The following is a 22,029-nucleotide window of genomic DNA, read 5'->3' as shown; positions in this document are numbered from 1 at the left end:
TTATGCCGATAAACAGCGGATTATCTCTACCTGCGATCGCGAGCTGCTCTCAGTCAAAGATGTCGCCGAACTCATCATGGAAGGCGCAGGCCCCACCACCACGGGGGACTTTATCGTCGCCGTTTGTGAAAGACTCACCACCCGTAAAGTGGATTTTATCGACACACTCGAAGAGCAACTATCTGAGTTAGAAGAACAAGTGGTCTCTGGCAATGTGAAAGATTTACGCACTGATATCGCCGAGCTACGCAGGCAAACCGTGGCACTGCGCCGCTACTTAGGCCCGCAGAAAGAAGCCTATCTCAAGATGCTCGCAGAACAATTTGTGCTGTTTAACGAGCCCGAAAGACTCAAGATGCGCGAAACCACGGATAAGCTTATTCGTACTATCGAAGACTTAGACGCCCTGCGTGACAGAGCCAATGTGACTCAGGAAGAATTACTCAGCCAACAATCGGAGCAGCTAAACAAGCGCTTGTATTTCTTATCCTTAGTCTCAGCAATCTTCTTGCCGCTGGGCTTTTTAACCGGCTTGCTTGGGGTGAATATTGGTGGCATTCCCGGTGCGGATAACACCTGGGCCTTTGCGACCTTCTGCGGCATTCTTATCTCGCTGGTCGCCCTGCAAATGGCACTATTCTATCGCTTTAAGTGGCTGTAAAATTAGATAAAAAACGCCAATCTCAAGATTGGCGTTTTGTTTTACGCATTACCGTTACTGCGGCAACTCAAACAGATTCGTCATGACTTTATACAGCTCGGTGCCTTGATGCACTGACGCCGAGGCAAAATGGAGTATGGGCACACAATCCTGCGGCAAGCTTAGCGCCGTCAGCTCCTGCTCACTGCCATATAAGTCAAGGCGCAGCAGATTGACTAAGGTCTCACCCGCCGCCAGCGGCTCTCCCACGGGCGCCACATATTCCACTAATCCCGCCATGGGCGCATGGTACTTTTTGTAATCCTTAAGATAACAGCCAAAACGCGGCATCTTTGCGGGCGCGACTCGCTCGGCGATCACCCCGCGATGACTCAAATAGGCCAAAATCCCCTTGGCATCAACTAAGGCGTCCTCAAGGCAAATGCGTTCTTGGCTCGCAAGTTCCAAGGTAAAGGCTGAAACGGCAATCTCAAGTTCTCGCCCCTTAGCTTTAGCGACTTCACTCAATTGCCACCAAGGGCAAAATGCCGCTTCATCCATAGCCCCGCCAAAACTATTGGGGATCACTAAGGTGTAAGGAATCGAGAAATACTGCGCCGCTGCAAGGTCATATTCAGGGCAATACAAGTGTTTACAGGATTTAGGCCCGGTATGCAGATCCAAGACGATATCCGCTTCATGGGCCATGGCCTGTAGGTTAACCGCTAATGTGTGACCCGTGGTCACGCCCCACTCGTTACGCAAACGCTGCTGACACGCCTCGACTAAAGTGCTGCGATAAGCTTGAATAAGCGCGCTATCGCTAAGCTCGGCATGTTCGCTGTACCAAGCGGGTAAATCAATCGAGTGATTTAAGTACTCGCGGTTCCAGTTTACCCCTGTGATAGGGTCAAAACGCCCCAACGTAAACTCGCCACTCTTTTGATTGATCCCCAGCGGATTCGCCAAGGGTACTAAAGTGATTTCCCCTAAGATGTCGCAGCGCTCAAGCTGCTTCATCAATTGAAAAATCACCGCATTCCCCTGCACCTCGGCGCCGTGGACATTGGCCTGAATATACACTTTAGGGCCCGAGACACGACCACTTGACTTAAAGTGGTAAATCGGCAGAGTGAGTGCTTGCCCTGCGGCAAGCTCCCCAATGGTTAAAGACGACGCAGTCGGTTGCATATTACGCGCCTTCGAACAGGTTTTCGTGCAGGGCCTTGACCACTTGCGCGGCTTCGGATTCGGCCACTAATACGCACAAGTTGTGCGGGCTGGCGCCTTGGCATATCATGCGCACATTGTGGGGCTCTAGCACTTCAAACACCCGGCGGCAAATGCCCGCAGTGGTGGCAATGCGGTTACCGATAATAGCCACCAGTGCTAAACCATCTTCAACACGCACGCGGCAATGTTGTGATAATTCCTGAAGCAGCGCCACACTCAACAGCCCTTGGCCGCTCGAATCTGAGCCGGTTTTATCTAGGGTCAGAGATACGTTTACTTCTGAGGTGGTGATCAAATCGACGCTGATCTTATGTCTTGCCAATGTGGCAAAGGTTTCAGCCAAGAAGCCCTGTGCATGCAACATTTGCAGGCTGTGTAAATTGAGTAGCGTCTGGTCGCGGCGCAGCGCAACTGCGCGAAACACGGGCGCATCTTCAACCTGATGACGGATCCAAGTGCCGCCCTTTTCAGGCTCCTTACTCGAGCCGACAAACACTTGAATTTGTTGGCGCACCGCAGGCAGGATCGTCGCAGGGTGCAGCACTTTGGCACCAAAAGTCGCCATTTCGGCGGCTTCGTTAAAACTGATTTCGGCAATAGGATGGGCGTTTGGCGCAAGGCGAGGATCGGTCGTGTAAATCCCAGCCACATCGGTCCAAATCTCAACCGCAGAGGCTTTTAAGGCTTCGGCTAACAATGCCGCAGAATAGTCGCTACCGCCACGGCCAAGCGTGGTGGTTTGTCCGGCTTCATCAGAACCAATAAAGCCTTGAGTAACAATCACTTGTTCAGATAACAGCGGCAGTAAATGCTCACGAGAGAGAATGGCAATTTGCTCAACCTGTGGCTCGGCGCGGCCAAAATGGCTGTCGGTGCGCAGCACTCGGCGCACATCGAAGGCACTCGAGTTGGCGCCTTTTTCCCGCAATACCGCCGCAAATAATGCCGATGAACACTGCTCGCCAAGGGACAATAACTCATCCATGGTGGCCTTGCTGCGCTGGGAGGCCAGCGCTTCGCTCAATACCGCCATACGGCTTAGCAGCTTATCCAATGCCGCGGCTACGTCGTTGGGGCGACCCAGTTTATCTAAGATAGCGTATTGAATTTGCGCGATTTGCTTTAAGCGCTGTAAACGACCATCGTCATTCATCGACTCTTGGGTAAGTTCAACCAAGAGGTTAGTCACGCCACTGGAGGCGCTAACCACCACTAAACGGCAATCAGAATTGCCCAGTACGATATCCGCGCAGCGGTTCATTGCACTGTAATCGGCGACTGAGGTACCACCAAATTTTGCGACAACAAGAGACATTAGCGCACCTCCGCAGAAGCAGAAGACACGGCACAAACTAGGATAAGATTTTGATTAACTAACATGATTACGCTCCGAACCAACTTCGTTCGAAGAGCCTGGTGCTCAATGATAACGCACCCCAAAAGAAGGGAAACAGCAATCGTCACCAGAAGCTCTCCACCAATTACAGGTGACAATCGTCAGGATTCAGCCTGAACGACCGACATAAACATGCAGCAACCATATCTATGCCTCGGCGTTAATCTCCCTCATCAATCATCGCTGGAGTTTGTGCTCCTCTGACTGACTACCTAGTTAACGCTCCTCTTCTGTTCCTTTCCGCCGGAAAGGGACGAAAAAAGTAGCAATAAACCCCTAATGAAGTCAATCCTAATTTCACATCGTATAAACAAATTCAATAAACGCTTTTAAAAACAATAGGAATTTATAGGCAGCAAGCCAATAAGCTCAGGGGTTAGATTTAGAGTAAACAAGGATTTAAACAGAGGCTAACCTAGCCTTGCCGTTGACAGACAAAGCTGAGTCAGAAAGCGGTAATAAACTTGCTGTGGTTAGTTCGCTAAGTCGGGCAGCTCGTAAACCAAACGAACATAGTCCTTAAACTGGCCTAAGCACACTTCATCATGCCCGGTTAAGGTGCAAGGCACTAAACTCACCTCGCCCTTTTCCACCATGTAGATGGCGTATTGGTTAAACTTTTTACCCAACTGCAGAGCCATGCTTCTATCGACGAACACGGCCCAACTCTTCTCCATATGGGATAAATCCGGCGATGCACCAATCATTGCACGGTAGGGGCTGCCGAGTAATTCAATATCACGGAGAAGTTGGCGGTCGAGTAAACGGTTTTGGCTGGGACTGAGGATAGTTGAAGCGGGATTATGGGCGGTAATTACAGCAAAGGAAAAATCACAGGATAATGCTTGAGTAAGCAAAAACAAAGGCTTCTGGTAATGCTGCCACAAATCTTGAGTCATGTTGTCCATTGGTTGTCTAGTCGAAAAATGAACCCGAGCTAGTGTAGCAGAGCGCCTTCAAAATCCAAAGAGGCGTGAACTAGGTCACAAGAATTAAAAATACATTAGTTATACTAATCAATAACTAAAGTAAATATCATGGTAAATCAGCGCCTCCTCCAGAAATTTGTTAACATTTCATTTGTTAACAAATGCCTAAAACGAGTACAATGTCACCATTGGCTAGTTGAGCAGATAACATTAAGTTTGCTTAATCTTGACAAGGGTTTGTTAGATTCCTCTGTGAAATCACCCTATGCTAGCCAGACATCTTTTAAAATGTGTTCTACATTTGATTTATCATTTAAACATTTTAAAAAAAACAATAGTTAAGGAACTATTTATAACTATTGCTTATCGAAGTTGATACTGGTTACGTTTTATCGTATTACACTTTAAACGTGCACTTTATATACATCCTGACGTGTCGCCGTAAAGATCTTTCCTTTGAAGCACAGAGTAGTTAGAGGAAGTATCAACATTTTATGAATATAAGTACCCGATGTAAGCGGTCCTTATGGTTAGAATAAAATTGGTTAAAATTTAGGTAATTAATATGCAAAATCCGCACATTCTGATCGTTGAAGATGAAGCCGTTACCCGTAACACGCTGAGAAGTATTTTCGAGGCAGAAGGGTATGTGGTAACTGAGGCCAATGATGGCGCAGAAATGCATAAGGCTATGCAGGAAAACAAAATTAACCTCGTGGTTATGGACATTAACCTACCAGGTAAAAACGGTCTGTTGTTGGCACGTGAATTACGTGAAATCAACAACATCGGTCTGATCTTCCTGACAGGCCGTGACAACGAAGTCGACAAAATCCTTGGACTTGAAATTGGCGCGGACGATTATATTACCAAGCCGTTCAACCCACGTGAATTGACGATTCGTGCTCGCAACCTTCTGACTCGTGTGAATAGCGCTGGTAACGAAGTCGAAGAAAAGAGCTCTGTCGAATACTACCGTTTCAACGATTGGAGCCTAGAGATCAATAGCCGTTCTCTGGTTAGCCCACTGGGTGAATCTTACAAACTGCCACGTAGCGAATTCCGCGCTATGCTGCACTTTGTTGAAAACCCAGGCAAAATCTTAACTCGTGCCGATCTGCTGATGAAGATGACTGGCCGTGAGTTAAAGCCACACGACCGTACGGTTGACGTGACTATCCGTCGCATCCGTAAGCACTTCGAAAGCTTGCCAGATACGCCAGAAATCATCGCGACTATCCACGGTGAAGGCTACCGTTTCTGCGGTAACTTAGAAGACTAATCTTCGCAGTCCGTTTGAATAATAAAAAACCAGATCCTCGGATCTGGTTTTTTATCCCTGCAAAATAGCAAATCCTCTGCCCCGCTTTATCCCAACCAATCAACCTAAGCTTGAATCGCCAAACTTGAATAGCCATCGCAGACATTAAGCGCATCGATTGGAATGGAGCACTTAATCACGGCCAAGTGCTATCCGCAGCGTTAACTTAGGTGTTAGCTAAGGTGGTAGCCAAATACCTAGTGTAAAAAAGAGTGAGGTGTTAGCCTCACTCTTAGATAACTGCCATAGCTTGTCTAAACAGCGCTCTGCTGTGAGTTATTTTCCGCTTTTAAGCTGTCTATCGAGGAAATCCGCCAGCGAGCGATATAAGTGATTACGCACTTTTTCACCGCGCATCGAATGCTTAGAGCCAGGATAATCAATCATCTGGAACAGTTTACCTTCGTCCTGCAACGCCTTATACACGCGAGTGCTGTTTTCAAACAACACGTTATCGTCGGCCATGCCGTGGTACATCAACAGCCCCGACTGATAGTTTTTCACATAGGGGAACACGCTACTGGCTTCATAACCCTGCTCATTATTCGCGGGATGGGCAAGATAACGCTCGGTGTAGTGGGTGTCATACAAACGCCAATCGGTGACGGGCGCGCCCGAAATCGCCGCCTTAAAGTAATCCGGCGCCTTAAACAGGCTCATCAAGGCCATATAACCGCCGTAGCTGTGGCCATAAATCGCCACGTTCTTGCTATCGACAAAGGGCAAGCTGCGCAGATAATCGACGCCAACCTTTTGGTCGTTCACTTCCGCTTCACCCAAATGACGGTAAATCACCTGTTCGAACTGAGTGCCTCTGTGGGCACTGCCACGGTTATCCAGTTGAAATACCACATAACCTTGCTGAACCAAGTATTGGGTAAAGTAATCCTGCTCACTCCAGCTATTGGTTACCAATTGCGCATGGGGGCCGCCATAAACACGCACCACCACGGGGTACTTTTTGGTCGCATCGAAGGGCACAGGTTTAAAGAGGCGCGTTTGCAAGACTTGGCCGTCTTCCGCCTTGAGCTCTTTAAATTCAGGCAATTGCCAAACGCCAGCATAGTCATACAAAGGATGACCGGCTTTGACTTGGTTCTGCTCCACCCACGCCAAGTGTTGGCCCTTATCGCCGTGCAAACTGATCTGTGGTGGCTGAGATAAGCTATTGAAGTAATCCAGATACACGCTTTGACTATCGGCAAATACCGGATTGTGCATCCCCGCCTCGCTGCTCACCCGCTCAACTTTGCCACCCGCTAACGGCACTCGGTAGAGATGCTTTTCGATAGGGGTATCTTTGCGGCCAGTGAAATACACCCAACCTGCGGTTTCATCAATATATTCCAGCTCATCGACCGCCCAATTACCCTTGGTCAATTGCGTCTTCAGCTTACCTTTTAGGTCAAACAAATACAGATGATTAAAGCCGTCACGCTCCGAGGCCCATATAAACGCCGACTGTTGCTTTAAGAAGTGCAGGTCATTGTTAAGATTCACCCAAGCATCGCTACGCTCTTTGACTAAGGTTTTCGGCTGGGTCAGCGCATCGAGCGCCACCAGTTGCAGGTCTAATTTTTGTTGATCGCGGCTCTGCCACTGGAAGGATAAATGCTTGCTGTCGGGTAACCAATCGACGCGAGGCAGGTAAATATCCTTATTTTTATCATCGCTTAAGGTGACCCAATTGATGGCTTTATTATTAAGGGTCACAACACCCAGTTGGATCTCGACATTGTTTTTACCCGCCGCCGGATAACGCTGCTCGGTAAGCTTAATGCCATCGGCGTAGATTTCATTGCGGGTGACTAACTCAACGCCAGACTCATCGATACGGGTAAAGGCGATGGCCGACTCATCGGGCGCCCACCAGTAACCCGTCATGCGATCCATTTCTTCCTGGGCGACAAATTCCGCCATGGCATTTTTAATCGCACCGCCACCGTCTGTGGTCATGGCCTCAAGCTTTTTAGTCGCTAAATTGAGCACATACAGATTTTGGTCCCGCACGAAGGACACAAAGTTACCCTTAGGCGATAGGCGCGCATCCGTGGCAAAGCCCTCGCCTATCGGCAGTTGGCTGACGATGTTATCCGCTAAAGAGAAGTAATACAGATTACCCGAGGCAGGGATCAACAGCGCCTTGCTATCGTCCGCCCAGAAATATTCCATAATGCCTTCGCCATAAATACGTTGGCGCTCGCGGCGGGCCTTTTCTTCATCGGATAACTCATTGCTCGCCAGTTTATCGGCGTTTAGCAACAGGCTAGATTCGCCCGTCTTCACGTCCATCTGCCAGAGATCGTAAAAGTTCTGGTTGTCTTTACGTCCCGCAAGATAGGTCACTCTTTGACCATCTGGGGATAACTTTAATCCACGGGGACTCGTGCCCGCCAAGGCAGGCGAAGCATTCATGCGCTCAATAGTCAGCGGCGTTGTGCCGCCTTCAAGCGCATAGGCGGGGGTCAATATCGCGCTAGAAACCATGGCCAGTTGACTCGCTATCAGTAGGGATGAGGCGCCCAATGTCACCGAGCGCAGGGAAGAAGCTAACCCATTTTTAGTCATTATTATTCCTTGGAAGCATACTCGCCTTTAGGTGGCGATCAAAAACTGCCGTCATTGTGCCAAGGCAAAGCCTAAATAAAAAGCGCAAGCAATATACAGATACAAATTAGCTGGCGAACTCCTTAAGTTCGCTCAATTTTCAAGATAACCAACACCGCCTTGCGATAAGAGATAATGCTAACAACCTAAATTGCGCAAAACCCACAGCAACATCGCTGAAATTGTCGACTAACTGAGTTATTATTCGCGGCAAATAATGAAATTGACCTCAATGTTGAACCCCTAAAGGACCTAACATGCAGACTCTTGCCCAGCACTTAACCTCAAAGGCAGTGAACGAATCCCTCTCGCAACTGATTTTGACCTTAGCCGACACCTCCAAAGCCATCAGCCATGCCGTGCGCCACGGTGCCTTAGCTGGCGTGTTAGGCGCGACCGAACAGGAAAACGTGCAAGGTGAAACCCAGAAAAAACTGGATATCATCACCAACGATATGCTCAAAGATGCATTAAAAGCCGACGGCACAGTGCGCGGCTTAGCCTCTGAGGAAGAAGATCATGTGGTGGAAGTCAGCGCCAATGGTCAATATCTGGTGTGTTTCGATCCTTTAGATGGTTCATCGAATATCGATATCAACTCGCTGGTCGGCACGATTTTCTCTGTTTTACCCGCACCACAGGGTGAGTTAACCGAGGCGAGCTTCCTGCAATCGGGTCGCAATCAGTTAGCCGCTGGTTATGTGCTCTACGGCCCATCAACTATGCTCGCGCTCACCACAGGCCAAGGCGTGCAACTCTTTACCCTGCATCCAGAAACCAACGAATTTTTACTGACCAACGCGGCCATGAGCATCAGCCCAGACACACAAGAGTTCGCCATTAACATGTCGAACCAACGTTTTTGGGAAGCGCCAATGCAGACCTACATAGCCGATTTACTGCTAGGCAAAATTGGCCCGCGCGAAAAATCCTTCAACATGCGCTGGATTGCCGCCATGGTGGGTGACGTGCACCGCGTACTTTCTCGCGGCGGTATTTTTACTTACCCAACCGACAATAAAGATCCGAAAAAGCCATACAAGCTGCGTTTAATGTACGAAGCCAACCCAATGGCCTTATTAGTCGAGCAAGCTGGCGGTAAAGCCTCGACGGGTTATGAAACCATTTTGGATATTCAACCGACGCAAATTCACCAACGCGTAGCGGTTATCCTCGGTAGCGCCAATGAAGTGGACGCTTGCCTAAGCTACCACGGTTTGGATTACAGTGAAGAACCAAGTCTGGACTAAGCCGAATCGATTAGATTTTGATTTTTATGATAAAAGCCACTGACCACAGTGGCTTTTTTGTTGTCGCATTACGCGACAATTTGCGGAACATAGGACCGAAAGGCCGTATAAGTTGTGGCTGGAATTTCACGTTAGTTGTTGCGGCCTGACGGCCGAGAAAGTCGTGGGTCTTCAACCCACACCCGACCAAAAGGGGAAAAACGCCTGTTCCCCTTTTGGAAATCCCTCGGCGTCCCTAGCGAAGTTACATGCATTAGAGACTAGCCTTGGTCTTATGGATAAATTGCTATCGCTTCCGAAGGCAACGTCCCTGTACCTGCGAAAGCTAGCCGGTCATCCATGACCGGACTCACGCACTTTATTCCAACGCCCCGCGGCAACTTCGCAGGGGAAGGTGAACTCCTGTTACTGCTGTATGGGCTGTAAATTCTGAAAGAATTGTACCTATCAGATCTTTCATACTTGTTATGGGCACTTTTCGCCATATCTATCATACGGATAGGACTGGAGTTCAATGCAAGTACTGCCATAACACTTAACAATAAAGTTTATGCATCGGCCACCGCCTTTATACATAAAAGAGAAGTCAGCAATATCTCTATTTTGAGAAATTGAAACTTCTAGATTTTCATTCGGAAGGTTGTGACCATTTAGATATTTAATCACGGTAGCCGTAGCTCGCTCTCGCATTTCAGGCGTCAATTCTTGAGGCTCATTTGAGCACCCAAATATGAAAAATATACTGGAGAGTAAAAGGCCTACTCGATTCATAATGTGCCTATAACGCTTCAAACACTGGCGCAGCTATGCTGCGTCCGAGTGCTTTAACTTGTTAGCTTTTGATGGTAAAAACTCAGAAAACTCTGGAAAGTGTGCAGCAAGCTTGAAACCAAACTTGCTGCATTTTACGTAGAGTTTAATTCTCCGATTTGCAAGGGTAGCTGCACTTTCGAAATAATGTCTAGCATCATCAAATTTATCAGATTCAAAACTTACAATAGCTCGATTAAACGCAACAAGTGCCTTAATTTGTTTTGATGTAGAGTAAAGCTCGGCCGCGGAAAAATATTTTTCGGAAGCATCTTTATCTCCCGTTAACGCTTTACACAGTCCCAAATTAGCCATTTCGTACGCGGTTGAACCTCGTTGATACATGTCTTTTTCTAGGATCGTTTCAGCCTCTTCAATTAGCTCATTATGGAGAAGCATAAAAGCTGAGTTATTGACACTTCTGGAGCCTCCCAAGTCATTTTTAAGTCGATTAATCATAAAAGCCAAAAGGACGCCCATCAGTAGTGCCGCAAGCGCTGCCTTTTCTGCCTGTGGACCTTTTTCCAGAAGGTCATCCAAGCTCACTCGCTTTGAAAGGAATCCCTTTTGAACTAGGCCTTCACTATATCTTCCTGAAACATGTAATTCCTTTTCCATGTACTCACTTGTGAGTATTGAGACAGTTACTGTTTCTTCAGGGAGCAAAGAATTAATAGAAATTATTTTCTCGTGTACTTTCCCTTCAATCTCTTTCAGATTTTTTCTGGCTGCTGCACCCGACGAGCTGGAAATAGAGAAGTCAGTGATTTTTGTATCTTCTGGGAACTCAATTGACAAGATAACGTCTTCAGCGATTTTATCGCCAAGGTTGCCGACTCGGAACGTATTAAATATCAAAATCTTAGAATCAGACTTGAACTGCGATGGCGAGTCCGCCTCAATAATTACGACTGCTTTTGGATCTGGCTTGTGAGGTTCTTTCGTGAATTTCCAGACTGTAATACCGCCTATGATTGTAATTATAAGAGTTAAAATTGCGCCAATTATTATTTCTTTCCATCTCATCTGACTATCTCACTAGAGGTAAAGCTAACAGTGTAATACCCGCACTTCTAATAAAATCCTAACCGTATAGAGTTAGATATTGGTATGATACGAATAAATAATTCAATAATGCCAATAAGTTAGCATTCCCCCAGTGTGCTATCAACATTTTTCATCCAGAAAAATCGAGGCCCTATTTACCGAAAAATATTTTGGCGCGGTAAATTAAGAAGGTGGATGAGAATAGAAAGATGGGACAGGTACAAATCTTTAGGACTAACAGCTAACACCAAGGCAACAGAAGTTCACCTTCCCCTGCGAAGTTGCTGAAGGGCGTTGAAGAAAATCGCGTGACGCAGACAGGAAGTCTGCGTAGCTTTCGGGGGGAAGGGACGCCCCATCGGAAGCGTTAGCGATTTTTGAATAAGCTCGAAGCCACTAACCAATGCATATAACTTCGCTAGGGGCGGCAAGGGAGATCTAAGAGGGAATTGCTGTTGATCCCTTCTTGGTCGGGTGTGGGGTGAAGCCCCACGACTTTGATTCACCTCGGCCGAAAGGCCGCAATCATTCACATACCCACAGCGATAACCTTGCCAATTCAAACGCTAAACAAACCAGCATTATTATCCGGAGTGGGGTGAAGCCCCACGACTTTGATTCAACTCGGCCGTTAGGCCGCAATCACTAAACTTCTACATAAGGTATGGGTTAAAGCCCCGCGACTTTAACCGACCTCGGCCGAAGGCCGTATTGCTCTTCTACACATCAGTGGAAACTGAAACGCCCTACTAACTTGCAACACAAAGATTTTGCTGAATCTTCCAACGACGTTCCATGAGTGGAATCGAAAAACCATAACACACCACCACAATCAAAGGTTGAAGCTGAAAACTCAACTCAGGCCACAACATAAAGGCAGCCACGCAAGCCACAGTGCGCACAATCGCATGCACAATGGCCACCTTTTGCGCCGCTAACACGCCGAAAACTAACCACATTAACCCTGTTTGTACAGCAAGGGCGAAGGGCAAGGCTAAATAGTTTTCCATAAAAAATGGAATACTGATGCTAAAGGTTAAAAAACTCATCCCCATCGCAGCCAAAAACACAGTCTCAAACCAATTACGATCAGCGCTTTTCTTGAAGGAGATATTTTCACCGGTGAGACGCGAGACTCCCATAGCAAGGTAGACAATAGAACCCGTGCCGATAAATGTTGCCATCACCATTTGCGATGCTGGCAGAATAAAACTCAAGATAAACAATAGCGTCCATACAATCATGCCTGATAAGGGCATAGCTAAAGCACGTTTTTGGCGGTATTCGATAAGTTGTTGATCCAGTGATTGATGTTGCATGATTAAGCCTCCTTGTTGGTATGACTTAAGTATCCTTGCATCCGCTAAATCACGGCAGTGTGAGTTGTCAGCAATTACGGATGACAAATGTCATTTATAAGTAGGAATAACGAAAAAACAGGACAAGCATAACTCTTCACTCAACGGTTACACCAAAACTGGCATTGTTGCACCAGTGACCTTCTAAAACAGGGATGTTTTAGTAGAGCTTACAGGGACGTATTTACAGCGAGTCACTGGTGTAACAGTGCGAAAGCCTGCGGCAGGCAATGGGTTAATACTTTAGCCAGAAGCCACAAGGGGAAGATAGGACAGATGAAACTTTTCAATAGAAAAAAACGAAAAAACAGAACAGGCATAACTCTTTCAGGTTTTCAGCCCACACATCGGATGTGGGGTGAAAACCCATGACCCTAACTCACCTCGGCCGTAAGGCCGTAAAACCAAATCAGCTAAGCCATATCTAGGACTTAGCGATACCTCACGCCTTTGCGATTGGCCGATAGCGCGGCGTTAACTCAGTATGTTATTGTTTTGGCTTCATAGATTCGATTATTAAGCTTTAACCACTAAGGATTTGCTTCATATGGAAAAAATATTTGAAAGGCTAATGTATGCATCACGCTGGATTATGGCGCCCATCTACTTGGGGCTGAGTCTAGTGCTGTTAGGCTTAGGCATTAAATTCTTCCAAGAGATCTTCCATATTCTGCCAATCATTTTTGAGATGACCGAAGTGGATCTGGTGCTGGTCACCCTATCACTGATTGATATCACTCTAGTGGGCGGCCTGATTGTGATGGTGATGTTTTCTGGCTATGAGAATTTTGTCTCGCAGTTAGATGTCGGCGAAGACAGTGAGAAGCTCAGCTGGCTAGGTAAATTGGACTCAGGCTCACTGAAAAACAAAGTGGCGGCGTCGATTGTGGCGATTTCGTCAATTCACCTGCTGAAAATCTTTATGGATGTGAAGAATATCGATAACGACAAGATTATGTGGTACCTACTTATCCATATCACCTTTGTGGTGTCGGCATTTGCCATGGGTTACTTGGATAAAATGACTCGTAAATAATCAATAAAAAGCCACTGTTATCAGTGGCTTTTTTAGTTGTGCGATTTAAGACTCGCTATCGACTAGCTCGACTTGATGGGTCTTTTCGGTTTGATCGACTATGGTCAATACCGCCGTATCCCCCACTACGTTGCAGGAAGTCAGCACCATGTCGATGATGCGATCCAGCGCCGCCACAATCGCAAAGGCTTCAATCGGCAAGCCCATTTGATGGATTAATACACCAATCATCACCATGCCGCCACCGGGCACACCACCCGCGCCAACGGATAACAGGAAGATACTAAACAGTAGCGATGGCAATTGCTCGCTGGTGATTGGCATACCGAAGGCATTGGCAACAAAGAAAATCGCAATCGTGATATAAATCGCCACGCCGCCCATATTCATGGTCGCCCCAAGCGGCACGCCAAAGCCTGCCACGGCGCGATTAACTCCAAGCTTTTCAGTTAGGGTGCGCATAGTCACAGGAATAGTGGCATTAGAGCTGGCAGTAGACAGGGAAAACAGTACTTGCTCTTGGGTTTTCTCGCGAAAGCTCTTGGCCGAAATCGGTGTGAAGAATCCCACTGCCAGCGGATAGACCACAAAAATCCACAATAACAGCAGCGCCAGAATGATCACGACATATTCGAGCACACTCATAAATACCGCGGCATCTAAGGTGGCGCCTAATTTAAACATCAGCGCGAACACCCCGTAAGGAGCAAGACTCATCACCACAGAAATCAGCTTCATCATGATTTTATTGGCGGTTTGAAAGCCTTGTACCGCACCAGCCACATGCTCGCCGAGGGATTTAATCACCCCGCCCAGCATCAGTGCCATAAAGATCACTTGCAGCATATTGCCCGACATAAAAGCCGCTACTGGATTGCGCGGCACTATATCAATCAACAAAGCCATCAAGCTCGGAAGTTCGGTCGCGGTAATGGCGACGGCATCTGTGCTGCTCATATCGACGCCTTTACCTGGGTCGAGCAGTAATACGACTAATAGAGCCGTCGAGATAGCGACCACGGTATTGACTATGTAAAAGCCGAAGGTTTTGCCGCCAAGACGCCCAAAGCTTTTTAAGTCCTGCAGCTCACACACGCCGCAAACGATACTGACAAACACTAGAGGCACGACCAACATCATGATCATATTGACGAACATAGTGCCGACGCCGCCAGCCAGTTCGACTAAATTGCCAGAAAAGAAGCCAACGTCGTTTAAGAAATACTGTACTAAGGTGCCAAGAATAAGTCCCGCAAATAGGCCGATAAAGATCCGTGTCGAAAGTGATTTAATCATGCTTATGGTTTCCCCAAATAGCTCATCTTTTATTCTTCATCTTCCTTGATGAGCAAAATCGCCATTCCCTTTTCGGTTCAGGCGGGGATAGTGAAACATGCTGGCAGTAAATTCAATGAATAAATTTACTTATTTCATTTTTAATTAAGCCAAATGCATCACAAAACTTTTGTATCTAAATGATTTTTATAGAAAATAAAAACAGAGATTAATAAGCACTCGATTAAATCTTTAATTAAAAAATCAAAATACAAACAAAATTACAACAAAATAAACACAAATTGCGAGGTTTGCTTGAATCACACTAGATTTAAAAACCAAATAAATAATTTAATTAGAATTAAAAACTATAAATTAGGCTATTTACAGAGAGATGATGAAGGGTAATGGCTAACAATATGCCAGTAGCACTAGCTCAAGCCGATGAGCCAGCAGGTGCTGCTGTTGTAGCGCGGCGAGCGAACTGAGAAATAATTTTGTCTAAATGAGAAAAACTAAAGGCGTTTAACACCTAGTTAAGCCGCCTTTACTCTTTTGATAACTTCCATTTGCACTCGTGCTCATAACAAAGATAAAGGCATCATATTGATCTACAGTCCCCAATCAATATATGAGACGTCGATTGTGTCTTACCTGATATATTGACTCCCTTCACATAAATTTGTATTTTTTTTAGGCAGCCCTTGTTTGTTTGTTTTTCGTCCCCACATCTTAAGAGCAAACAATTTATTAACAATTCAAGGGGCGCATAATGGCAACAAATGATAGAAACCCACTGTTTGGACTAGGTGATATTGTTAAGCTCACAAGCGGTGGGCCCGACATGACGATATATGAAGTTTGCAACATTTTTCCTACAAATGCCTTTGAGGGTTCTTACAATGCACAGTGGTTTGCTGGTAAGAAACTTGAATTAGGGAATTTCCCTGAGGCATCCCTGGAGTTAGTGAAAAAGAAGAGCTAATAAAATGATGCCCTCTGAAGTTTCCAGTTGGATGTTAGCTAAGCTTAAGCAAGACGGTTGCGTTTATCAGGATGATGTTGTTGATTACATCGTTAAAGGTGGAGACGAAACTTTATTGCGAGAGAACGCCGATGGTAACTTGGTGTTATCCTCGCAAGTTTTAAAGGCTTTTCAGCTTGCGACACCAGATAATGTCGTTTGGGTTCGTTCTGATTTTTACTGGCGTTGGCGAGTTGCAGAAGATGAACCAGGAAGGATCGCACGGGGTTAATATTAAAGGTCCTTTTAAGGGCCTTTAAACTCTCAACTACACTTCAATCTCTACATAAGCCAGATCGGCGGCTTGGCCTTGGATCTGCCCATCAACGATATACACTTTGCCGCTGGCCACTGAGTCACCCAATACGGCTTGATAGCTGCCGTCGGCGTGCTGCACTGTCGTCGTGCCATTCGCCACGTTAACTACAGTCGCCACGCTGCGTTGTGGCTTAGGGTTTAGGTTCGCTAAGCGTTGGTAGATATTCATGCCGCGACTCCATTAGCGTCCTTATTACGTAATAACGTCACGGTTTGATTCACTGTCACTTGGCCAGTGGACTCACTTACCGACGCGCTAATACTCCACGCCTCACAGACCGACTTAAACACCTCGGCACCTTTACGAACTCCAATCAACATGCCTGGGCGCATGGGTGGTAAATCCGCTAACACCTTAGTGCGAATTGAGGTCTGCACTTTATTACCTGCGTTGGCTAACTCAGTAGTGCCTCGCATTCTGGCGGCTTGGTTATCAGTGATTAACTTGTCCACTATATCAACACAAAAGTTGTCGCCTGCCGTCCCGAAGCGTTTCACTTTTGCTGCAACGCCCTGCTGCTCTCCCCTCACAAACACCGCATTAGCATCGGGTCGAATATCCACTTGTTCACTAAAATCGAGGATCACGCCATCGTGTAGAATCACATCGGGTACCGCGCTTGCTGTGTTCCAAGGCACCACGGGCCATTGGGGGATCACGGTAATCGTTTGGGTTTCATCATTCACATCGAGCATGGCCCCAATTCCTGTCGCCATCATGTTAAGCGCTTCTGCAGGCGTTTTAGTGGCGTAACTGAAGGCATTCGCAGGGACAGTAAAATCGGTGATTTGGCTGGCAATCGACCAGTCAGTGTTAGCCACAATGTCAGACATCAAACCGATAAAACTGCGGGGGACCATATTCACATAGTTAACCGCTTTCTTATGAGGGCTGGCCAGCAACGCTAAACGACCTCTGCAAGCAGCACTAAAGCTTTGCTTGCCAAAGCCTTTGGACTCGCTTGGAGACTCGCACAGCAGATAAATGTCATAGCCGTTAATGCTGATTTTTAGCAGTTCATTGGCCGCTCGCTCGGCATCAATTCTGGATGAAAAAACCACAGTGCCGCTGCTTGCCCATTGGGAACGCGACTTAGCAATAGAGACCGATTTCAGCACCACCACAGCACCGTCACTTACCCGAACACAACTGATTTGCGGCTGCATGAGATAACTCCTTCTAATTTGCGGTTCAATGGGGATCTTAAAGTCGATGGGGGGTAATGTCGGGTTGGCGTTGATTGGGCCGCCGCCGTTATCCCAGTGGCACACCATGGGCACTTGATCAAACTGCAACGTGATAGGCGCAGCCTTTGGCACTAATGGCCTATCAAATAGCAGCGTGACCTTACCCTTAGGCGCAAAATCAAGCCAGCGGTCAGAACAAACCCAACGAGGGCGTGGGTAGCCCCACTGCACATTTGTTGCCGTTTTGACACTATCCCCCTGCCATGCAAGATGGGTGATGCCTTGGCACTGTGGCCCGGTCAACCAATTTGCTCGAGTACGCAGGTAAACCGCTGGATAACAGTGGTAGCCAATCTTAGTACGGGTTTGGCGTGGCGTTCCGAGGCGCCAAGCAATCGCCGTGCGGCGTTCACGTATTGGCGGTAGTGACCACCTTAGGCTGATTTGCCGAGTATGGCGCAACCTCACCTGCCATGGCATAGCCACTCTGGTACCCAATGGATGAGAGGCCCATGCCATGCGATTATGCACCTCGACCTTATCACCTTGCCACGCAGTAACTATGCGCTGCTCGGCCTTGCTGGCATGGTGGTTAAGGGCAATATGCTGTTCAATCGCCGCTATGGCCTGCCAACTTAAGCCCACAGCAATCCCTAACACCTGCGGTACTGGCTCTGGATCGGGCTCGCCTGTGTCATCGCTGCCATCAAAGCGTAAGGTGATCGGCGAGGTTTTAGCGAGCCATGGCTGGTCAAAGTTCAGCGCAATGCCATCATCGCCAAAGGTTAACGTTATGGGTGAGGTTTTGGGTTTGGCCAGCTTACTAAAACGCAGCGTAACGGCCATGCTATTGACTCATATTGACGGTATTGGCATCGACCAGCTCTAACATCAGGCCATCAGTAAATTTGCAGTCATAAACGCCATCGTCATCAGCAATGCCGACAATACAATAATGGCCCGTAGCCAACTCCTGAGGCATTAATACCTTGGCCACTTTACTGGGCGGTCTAATGCCTGCGTGCAATACCGTGAAAGATCGGCGGTCAATCAACAGAAAACGTTCAGCGTTAGCGTCCATTGTGAGTGCAAGCAATGCCAACGATCTAACACCGGAGCGCTTTACCACAATATCAGATAAGACTTTGTTAGGCATACCAAGTCTCCAAGTTAATCCAAGTTCGGCCGAATCGATAACCTGGCATTAGCATATGCTGTTGACCATTAATGGATTCAATTACAGGCCATGGTTGGTCGCTGTATCCAGTTGAGGGAGAATGCAATAATCCCGGGACTTTCCCCCTAATATACGGTTGGATAATGCTGTTAGTATTAATAACGCCAAGGCGATCATTCGCATCAACGTTAGCAACAGTTGATATAATAAGCGGTTGAAAGAATACCCTATCACCAGTAGGCACGCCTGCAATCGTCTGTGTTCCAACGTTATAACGTGGATCCATCTTATAATTAGCAAAGTTTGCACTGCCATCAGCATCATAGACTTTACATATTGTCGTTGAGCCACTAATAGCTATCTCAAAGGAAAGACTCCATGAGTAACTTGTCATATCAGAGGTAACACCATTCATGATATTCACAAATCTACCCGGATCATTTGCAGTAAAGGCGTCAAAATCACCAACAAAAAACAAACCTTTTGCGTTAGTCGATGGGTTTGGGTTTGTTAATGTGCTGGTGCTCAAAAACCAAAATCCCGCTGAGGTAGCAATCAATACCCAGTAGTCAACTACTGTCGAAATGCTAAATTGCATTTGGTACTGAGCATCGATAAACGTATCGAGTGCCGTCATGCTTTTAGCGCCGCGAAAGCGCATATTCCCTGAGTTTGCATCTGTACCATCTACACTCCAAAACTGCACAAAGCCGCCACTGGCCTCAGTGGTTGAGTTGCGAAACGCTATCTTAAACGCCGCGGCATTTTCAAAGGCGACTGACCAACCCGCCCCCGCTTTCGTGCCATAGCCCTCGACCAAGCACTTTTTTAAAATCGCGATAATCTCAGAGGGTTTACCATTGGTGAGTTGTGGCGCCCCAGCATCATCCCAGCGGTATACCGTTACAGGTAAAGACATAGTGGTTATCTCCTAATTCGATATTTTCAAATGGGCTACGGCTTAAGACTCATTCCCACGGAATGCCAGAACAGCGCGGTCAGTGGTGATTTGGCTGTGGCCACTGGCAACTGAGCGCAGCAGCATGACAGGCCTGCTTGAGGCATAAGTGCGGAAGCGCACCGCCTCACCCTGTTGCCAGCCAGCACCAAACGCTTCTTTACGGATGATGAAGTAAGGCTGCTGGGTTAGCGGGTTAATCGGGGCAAAGTCATTAAGGGTATCGCCTGTAGCAATTTGGCCAACGCCTTTGCCTACACAGCGAAACGCTGTTGGCGATGTGAAAATCAATACCCAATCTTCGTTAATGGCGTTGTTGTTAATCACCTCAATCGGGTAATCCACCACGTTCATGGAACCGGTAGCCGCAGCGCCATCGGTATTCCAATCGCCGCCCCATGCGGTCATATCACGCACTGGCCCGACTCGGGCCTGCAGGTCGCCCAAGTTTTGCACTGAGGCCACAATGGCGCCCACTGGGTAGGTGTTTTCTAAGGGCGCGGCCAGTTGTAACTTGCCAGTTTGTACCTCGGTCACTAGGGCTTCTTCACCAATGCTATCGGTGAGCACAAACGGCGCCACAAAGCCTGCAAAGTTGCTGTTAATGGTGACGACACCCGTGGCGCTATTATGGCTATAGTGCTGGTTATCGACCGTCCACAGGCTTGAGCCTAGCGAGTCGGTAATATCCACATAGCGAGCATTTACGCGCACATTAAGGGTTTGCGCGGGGGCGGGGTTCGCGACCACCTGCACATTGGTATGCTCGATGGTGATAGGTGTCCACGCGGTAAATATATCGACTATGCCACCGTTCTTGAGGCGCAGCGGGTTAAGGCCGAATAGTTCTGGCGGCGGGTTAAGGGTCACGGTTTCGTCAATGTCATAACGCAGCGTGGTGAGGTCAACGTCTTGGGTGAAGTTGATTGCAACTGAGGTACCCGTGATTTGGCCACTGACACCCACGCCACTAATTACCCCTGCATTATTGCTACTGCCTGAGATTAAGATGCTGCCATCGGCGTTATTCACCACAAAGTAAAAGCTATCAAGCACTGGCGAGGCTACGGGCAAGCTAAAGGTCACGCTGTTATCTTCGGGTAAGCCTGGTTCGATTAAGCACTCAAAGCTAATGGTAAAATCGCCGCGTGAATCGGGGTATTTGGTGGTTGTGCCGGTGGCATAATCCAAGTCAACAAACTTACGGCCACTACTGTAAAAACCATCTTCATTTTCGCGCAATACCGCTGTGCTGCTATCACTTGTAAAGGTGATGGTCATCACCACGGTACCAATGGCGATTTTGCTGTTACTTGGCAACGCATTAACACTGCTGTGATAGGTATAACGCAACGATGATACGTACTCGAGCACTACGCTCGGGTCGCCCGCAACCCCACCAGAGCCATATAGGTTATAACTTCCTCTTGTTGCGGTTGCTGTGGTACCCGTGATATTCACTGTCCAGTTATAAAATGGATTGCTGCCATGGGCTTTAGGAGCCAAGCCCAGCACTTGGTTTACAAAGTCAGTGTTAATGATATCCGGCACGTTGAAAATATAGGTGCTTTGGCCGCTGACCTCAGGCGTGGATAACACCTTTTTGATCACATTGGTTGGAATATCTGAGGTACCCAAGGATCCTATCGATTGGCTTGAATGGCTTCTAATGGATTTAACCTTGGGCAAAAGCTCTGACTTGGTGCTTGCCACTTGAAGAAAGTTACCGCTGTTTTCGGCGGTTAGCGTGGTAACACCATGGTATTTAATGTCGGCGTTTTCGCTGGTAAATCGCAGCTTAGTACAGCCCGTTTCGCCATTAATCATCACGCCAGAATCGGGCGTGTCGTATGGGATGGGTGGGCTAAATCGCACCTGCCCCTCTTGGCCTCCCGTAACGGATTCTTTAACTTCGCAGAAATGCTCAAAGCGTGGGTAAAGCGCATTCTCGTTACCCGCATACTCCACGCTAATACAGATAATTTGCCCCTGCACTAAGCTCACATTTGACCAAAAATCCGTATCGTTAAAGCGATACATGCTCTGCAAGTAAGGGCGCGGAAATGAATCTTGACCAGCCAGTAAGCCTATTAACCCTTTGCGGATTAACTGGCCTGCACGGACTGAGGACTCAAGGATATCCACCATATCCGTCATGCGGCTGGCATCGGTCAGAGAGGACGACTCGGCAATCAACATGCTCACCAGAGGATCTGTAGGTGGCACGCTGAAGGAGATATTGGCATCGATCAATGTTTCGGTACCCACTGTGGCCAGCGATGGATAACATTTAGCGATTTCTACCGACGAGGTGGCGTGGTCGATATCAGATACTGCCTTAAATAACTGGTTAAGCTCGCCGGATTGTACAACTTGGGTGGTACGCTGGCCGCCTGCATCATCGTTACTGCCTAAAACCTCAGGTTTAAAGATCTTTAAATCGGCACGGGTGATAGTCATTT

18 protein-coding genes and 1 riboswitch are annotated in these 22,029 nt (G+C 47.5%); of the genes, 6 read left to right on the top strand and 12 right to left on the bottom strand.

What is annotated here, in order from left to right:
• The coding region (locus ACK5NH_RS20335; RefSeq protein WP_416923014.1) for a CorA family divalent cation transporter at positions 1-661 on the top strand (661 nt) is incomplete at its 5' end.
• Positions 662-715: 54 nt separating this feature from the next.
• On the opposite strand, the gene ACK5NH_RS20330 is transcribed toward ACK5NH_RS20335, so the two are convergent.
• From ACK5NH_RS20330 to ACK5NH_RS20320, 3 genes are all read right to left on the bottom strand, one after another.
• The gene (locus ACK5NH_RS20330; protein WP_416923012.1) at positions 716-1,831 is read right to left on the bottom strand and encodes a succinylglutamate desuccinylase/aspartoacylase family protein; all 1,116 of its coding nucleotides are present in this window, start codon (positions 1,829-1,831) and stop codon (positions 716-718) included.
• A 1-nt stretch (position 1,832) separates the two neighbouring features.
• A complete protein-coding gene (gene lysC, locus ACK5NH_RS20325) occupies positions 1,833-3,188 on the bottom strand; it encodes a lysine-sensitive aspartokinase 3 (protein WP_416923010.1) in 1,356 nt (451 codons plus the stop codon).
• A 144-nt stretch (positions 3,189-3,332) separates the two neighbouring features.
• A riboswitch (Lysine riboswitch) is annotated at positions 3,333-3,507 on the bottom strand.
• A 235-nt stretch (positions 3,508-3,742) separates the two neighbouring features.
• Complete coding sequence (locus ACK5NH_RS20320; RefSeq protein WP_416923008.1) at positions 3,743-4,177, bottom strand: DUF3293 domain-containing protein; 435 nt, start codon at positions 4,175-4,177, stop codon at positions 3,743-3,745.
• A gap of 586 nt (positions 4,178-4,763) precedes the next feature.
• Here ACK5NH_RS20320 and arcA point away from each other — a divergent pair.
• A complete protein-coding gene (gene arcA / locus ACK5NH_RS20315; protein ID WP_416923006.1) occupies positions 4,764-5,480 on the top strand; it encodes a two-component system response regulator ArcA in 717 nt (238 codons plus the stop codon).
• A gap of 315 nt (positions 5,481-5,795) precedes the next feature.
• On the opposite strand, the gene ACK5NH_RS20310 is transcribed toward arcA, so the two are convergent.
• On the bottom strand, positions 5,796-8,087 hold the full coding sequence (locus ACK5NH_RS20310; protein ID WP_416923004.1) for a S9 family peptidase: 2,292 nt from the start codon (positions 8,085-8,087) through the stop codon (positions 5,796-5,798).
• A gap of 296 nt (positions 8,088-8,383) precedes the next feature.
• On the opposite strand from ACK5NH_RS20310, the gene ACK5NH_RS20305 reads away from it, so the two are divergent.
• Entirely contained in the window at positions 8,384-9,376 is a 993-nt protein-coding gene (locus ACK5NH_RS20305) for a class 1 fructose-bisphosphatase (protein ID WP_374920595.1), read from the top strand.
• An 804-nt stretch (positions 9,377-10,180) separates the two neighbouring features.
• On the opposite strand, the gene ACK5NH_RS20300 is transcribed toward ACK5NH_RS20305, so the two are convergent.
• Together ACK5NH_RS20300 and ACK5NH_RS20295 are read right to left on the bottom strand one after the other, a co-directional pair.
• The gene (locus ACK5NH_RS20300) at positions 10,181-11,212 is read right to left on the bottom strand and encodes a tetratricopeptide repeat protein (RefSeq protein WP_416923002.1); all 1,032 of its coding nucleotides are present in this window, start codon (positions 11,210-11,212) and stop codon (positions 10,181-10,183) included.
• A gap of 770 nt (positions 11,213-11,982) precedes the next feature.
• The gene (locus ACK5NH_RS20295) at positions 11,983-12,552 is read right to left on the bottom strand and encodes a DUF7010 family protein (protein ID WP_416923000.1); all 570 of its coding nucleotides are present in this window, start codon (positions 12,550-12,552) and stop codon (positions 11,983-11,985) included.
• Between the two features lie 586 nt (positions 12,553-13,138).
• Here ACK5NH_RS20295 and ACK5NH_RS20290 point away from each other — a divergent pair.
• Positions 13,139-13,627 (top strand): TIGR00645 family protein, encoded by a 489-nt coding sequence (locus ACK5NH_RS20290; protein ID WP_011621445.1) that lies wholly within the window; start codon positions 13,139-13,141, stop codon positions 13,625-13,627.
• Between the two features lie 45 nt (positions 13,628-13,672).
• Here ACK5NH_RS20290 and ACK5NH_RS20285 read toward each other — a convergent pair whose 3' ends face one another.
• Positions 13,673-14,923, bottom strand: a complete 1,251-nt coding sequence (locus tag ACK5NH_RS20285) for a dicarboxylate/amino acid:cation symporter (protein WP_416922998.1) — start codon at positions 14,921-14,923, stop codon at positions 13,673-13,675.
• A 751-nt stretch (positions 14,924-15,674) separates the two neighbouring features.
• On the opposite strand from ACK5NH_RS20285, the gene ACK5NH_RS20280 reads away from it, so the two are divergent.
• Together ACK5NH_RS20280 and ACK5NH_RS20275 are read left to right on the top strand one after the other, a co-directional pair.
• Entirely contained in the window at positions 15,675-15,887 is a 213-nt protein-coding gene (locus ACK5NH_RS20280) for a YodC family protein (protein WP_416922996.1), read from the top strand.
• Positions 15,888-15,891: 4 nt separating this feature from the next.
• Positions 15,892-16,158, top strand: coding sequence for a DUF6953 family protein (locus ACK5NH_RS20275; protein WP_416922994.1), 267 nt, complete (start codon positions 15,892-15,894; stop codon positions 16,156-16,158).
• A 36-nt stretch (positions 16,159-16,194) separates the two neighbouring features.
• Here the strand turns inward: ACK5NH_RS20275 and ACK5NH_RS20270 are convergent, their stop codons facing one another.
• From ACK5NH_RS20270 to ACK5NH_RS20250, 5 genes are read right to left on the bottom strand one after another with little or no spacing between them, the layout of a single operon-like run.
• A complete protein-coding gene (locus ACK5NH_RS20270; protein ID WP_416922992.1) occupies positions 16,195-16,413 on the bottom strand; it encodes a hypothetical protein in 219 nt (72 codons plus the stop codon).
• Positions 16,410-18,278 (bottom strand): hypothetical protein, encoded by a 1,869-nt coding sequence (locus ACK5NH_RS20265; RefSeq protein WP_416922990.1) that lies wholly within the window; start codon positions 18,276-18,278, stop codon positions 16,410-16,412. The genes ACK5NH_RS20270 and ACK5NH_RS20265 overlap by 4 nt, the downstream gene beginning before the upstream one ends.
• Before the next feature lies 1 nt (position 18,279).
• Complete coding sequence (locus tag ACK5NH_RS20260; protein WP_416922988.1) at positions 18,280-18,588, bottom strand: hypothetical protein; 309 nt, start codon at positions 18,586-18,588, stop codon at positions 18,280-18,282.
• Complete coding sequence (locus ACK5NH_RS20255; protein ID WP_416922986.1) at positions 18,581-19,528, bottom strand: hypothetical protein; 948 nt, start codon at positions 19,526-19,528, stop codon at positions 18,581-18,583. The genes ACK5NH_RS20260 and ACK5NH_RS20255 overlap by 8 nt, the downstream gene beginning before the upstream one ends.
• A gap of 42 nt (positions 19,529-19,570) precedes the next feature.
• A complete protein-coding gene (locus ACK5NH_RS20250) occupies positions 19,571-22,027 on the bottom strand; it encodes a hypothetical protein (RefSeq protein ID WP_416922984.1) in 2,457 nt (818 codons plus the stop codon).
• Positions 22,028-22,029: the final 2 nt, after the last annotated feature.

The sequence above is a fragment of the Shewanella sp. genome (assembly GCF_047975355.1).
In the GTDB taxonomy this organism is placed as follows: Bacteria; Pseudomonadota; Gammaproteobacteria; order Enterobacterales; family Shewanellaceae; genus Shewanella.
The sequence above is the reverse complement of the archived record's forward strand: the minus strand, read 5'-3'. Positions and strand labels throughout refer to the sequence as shown.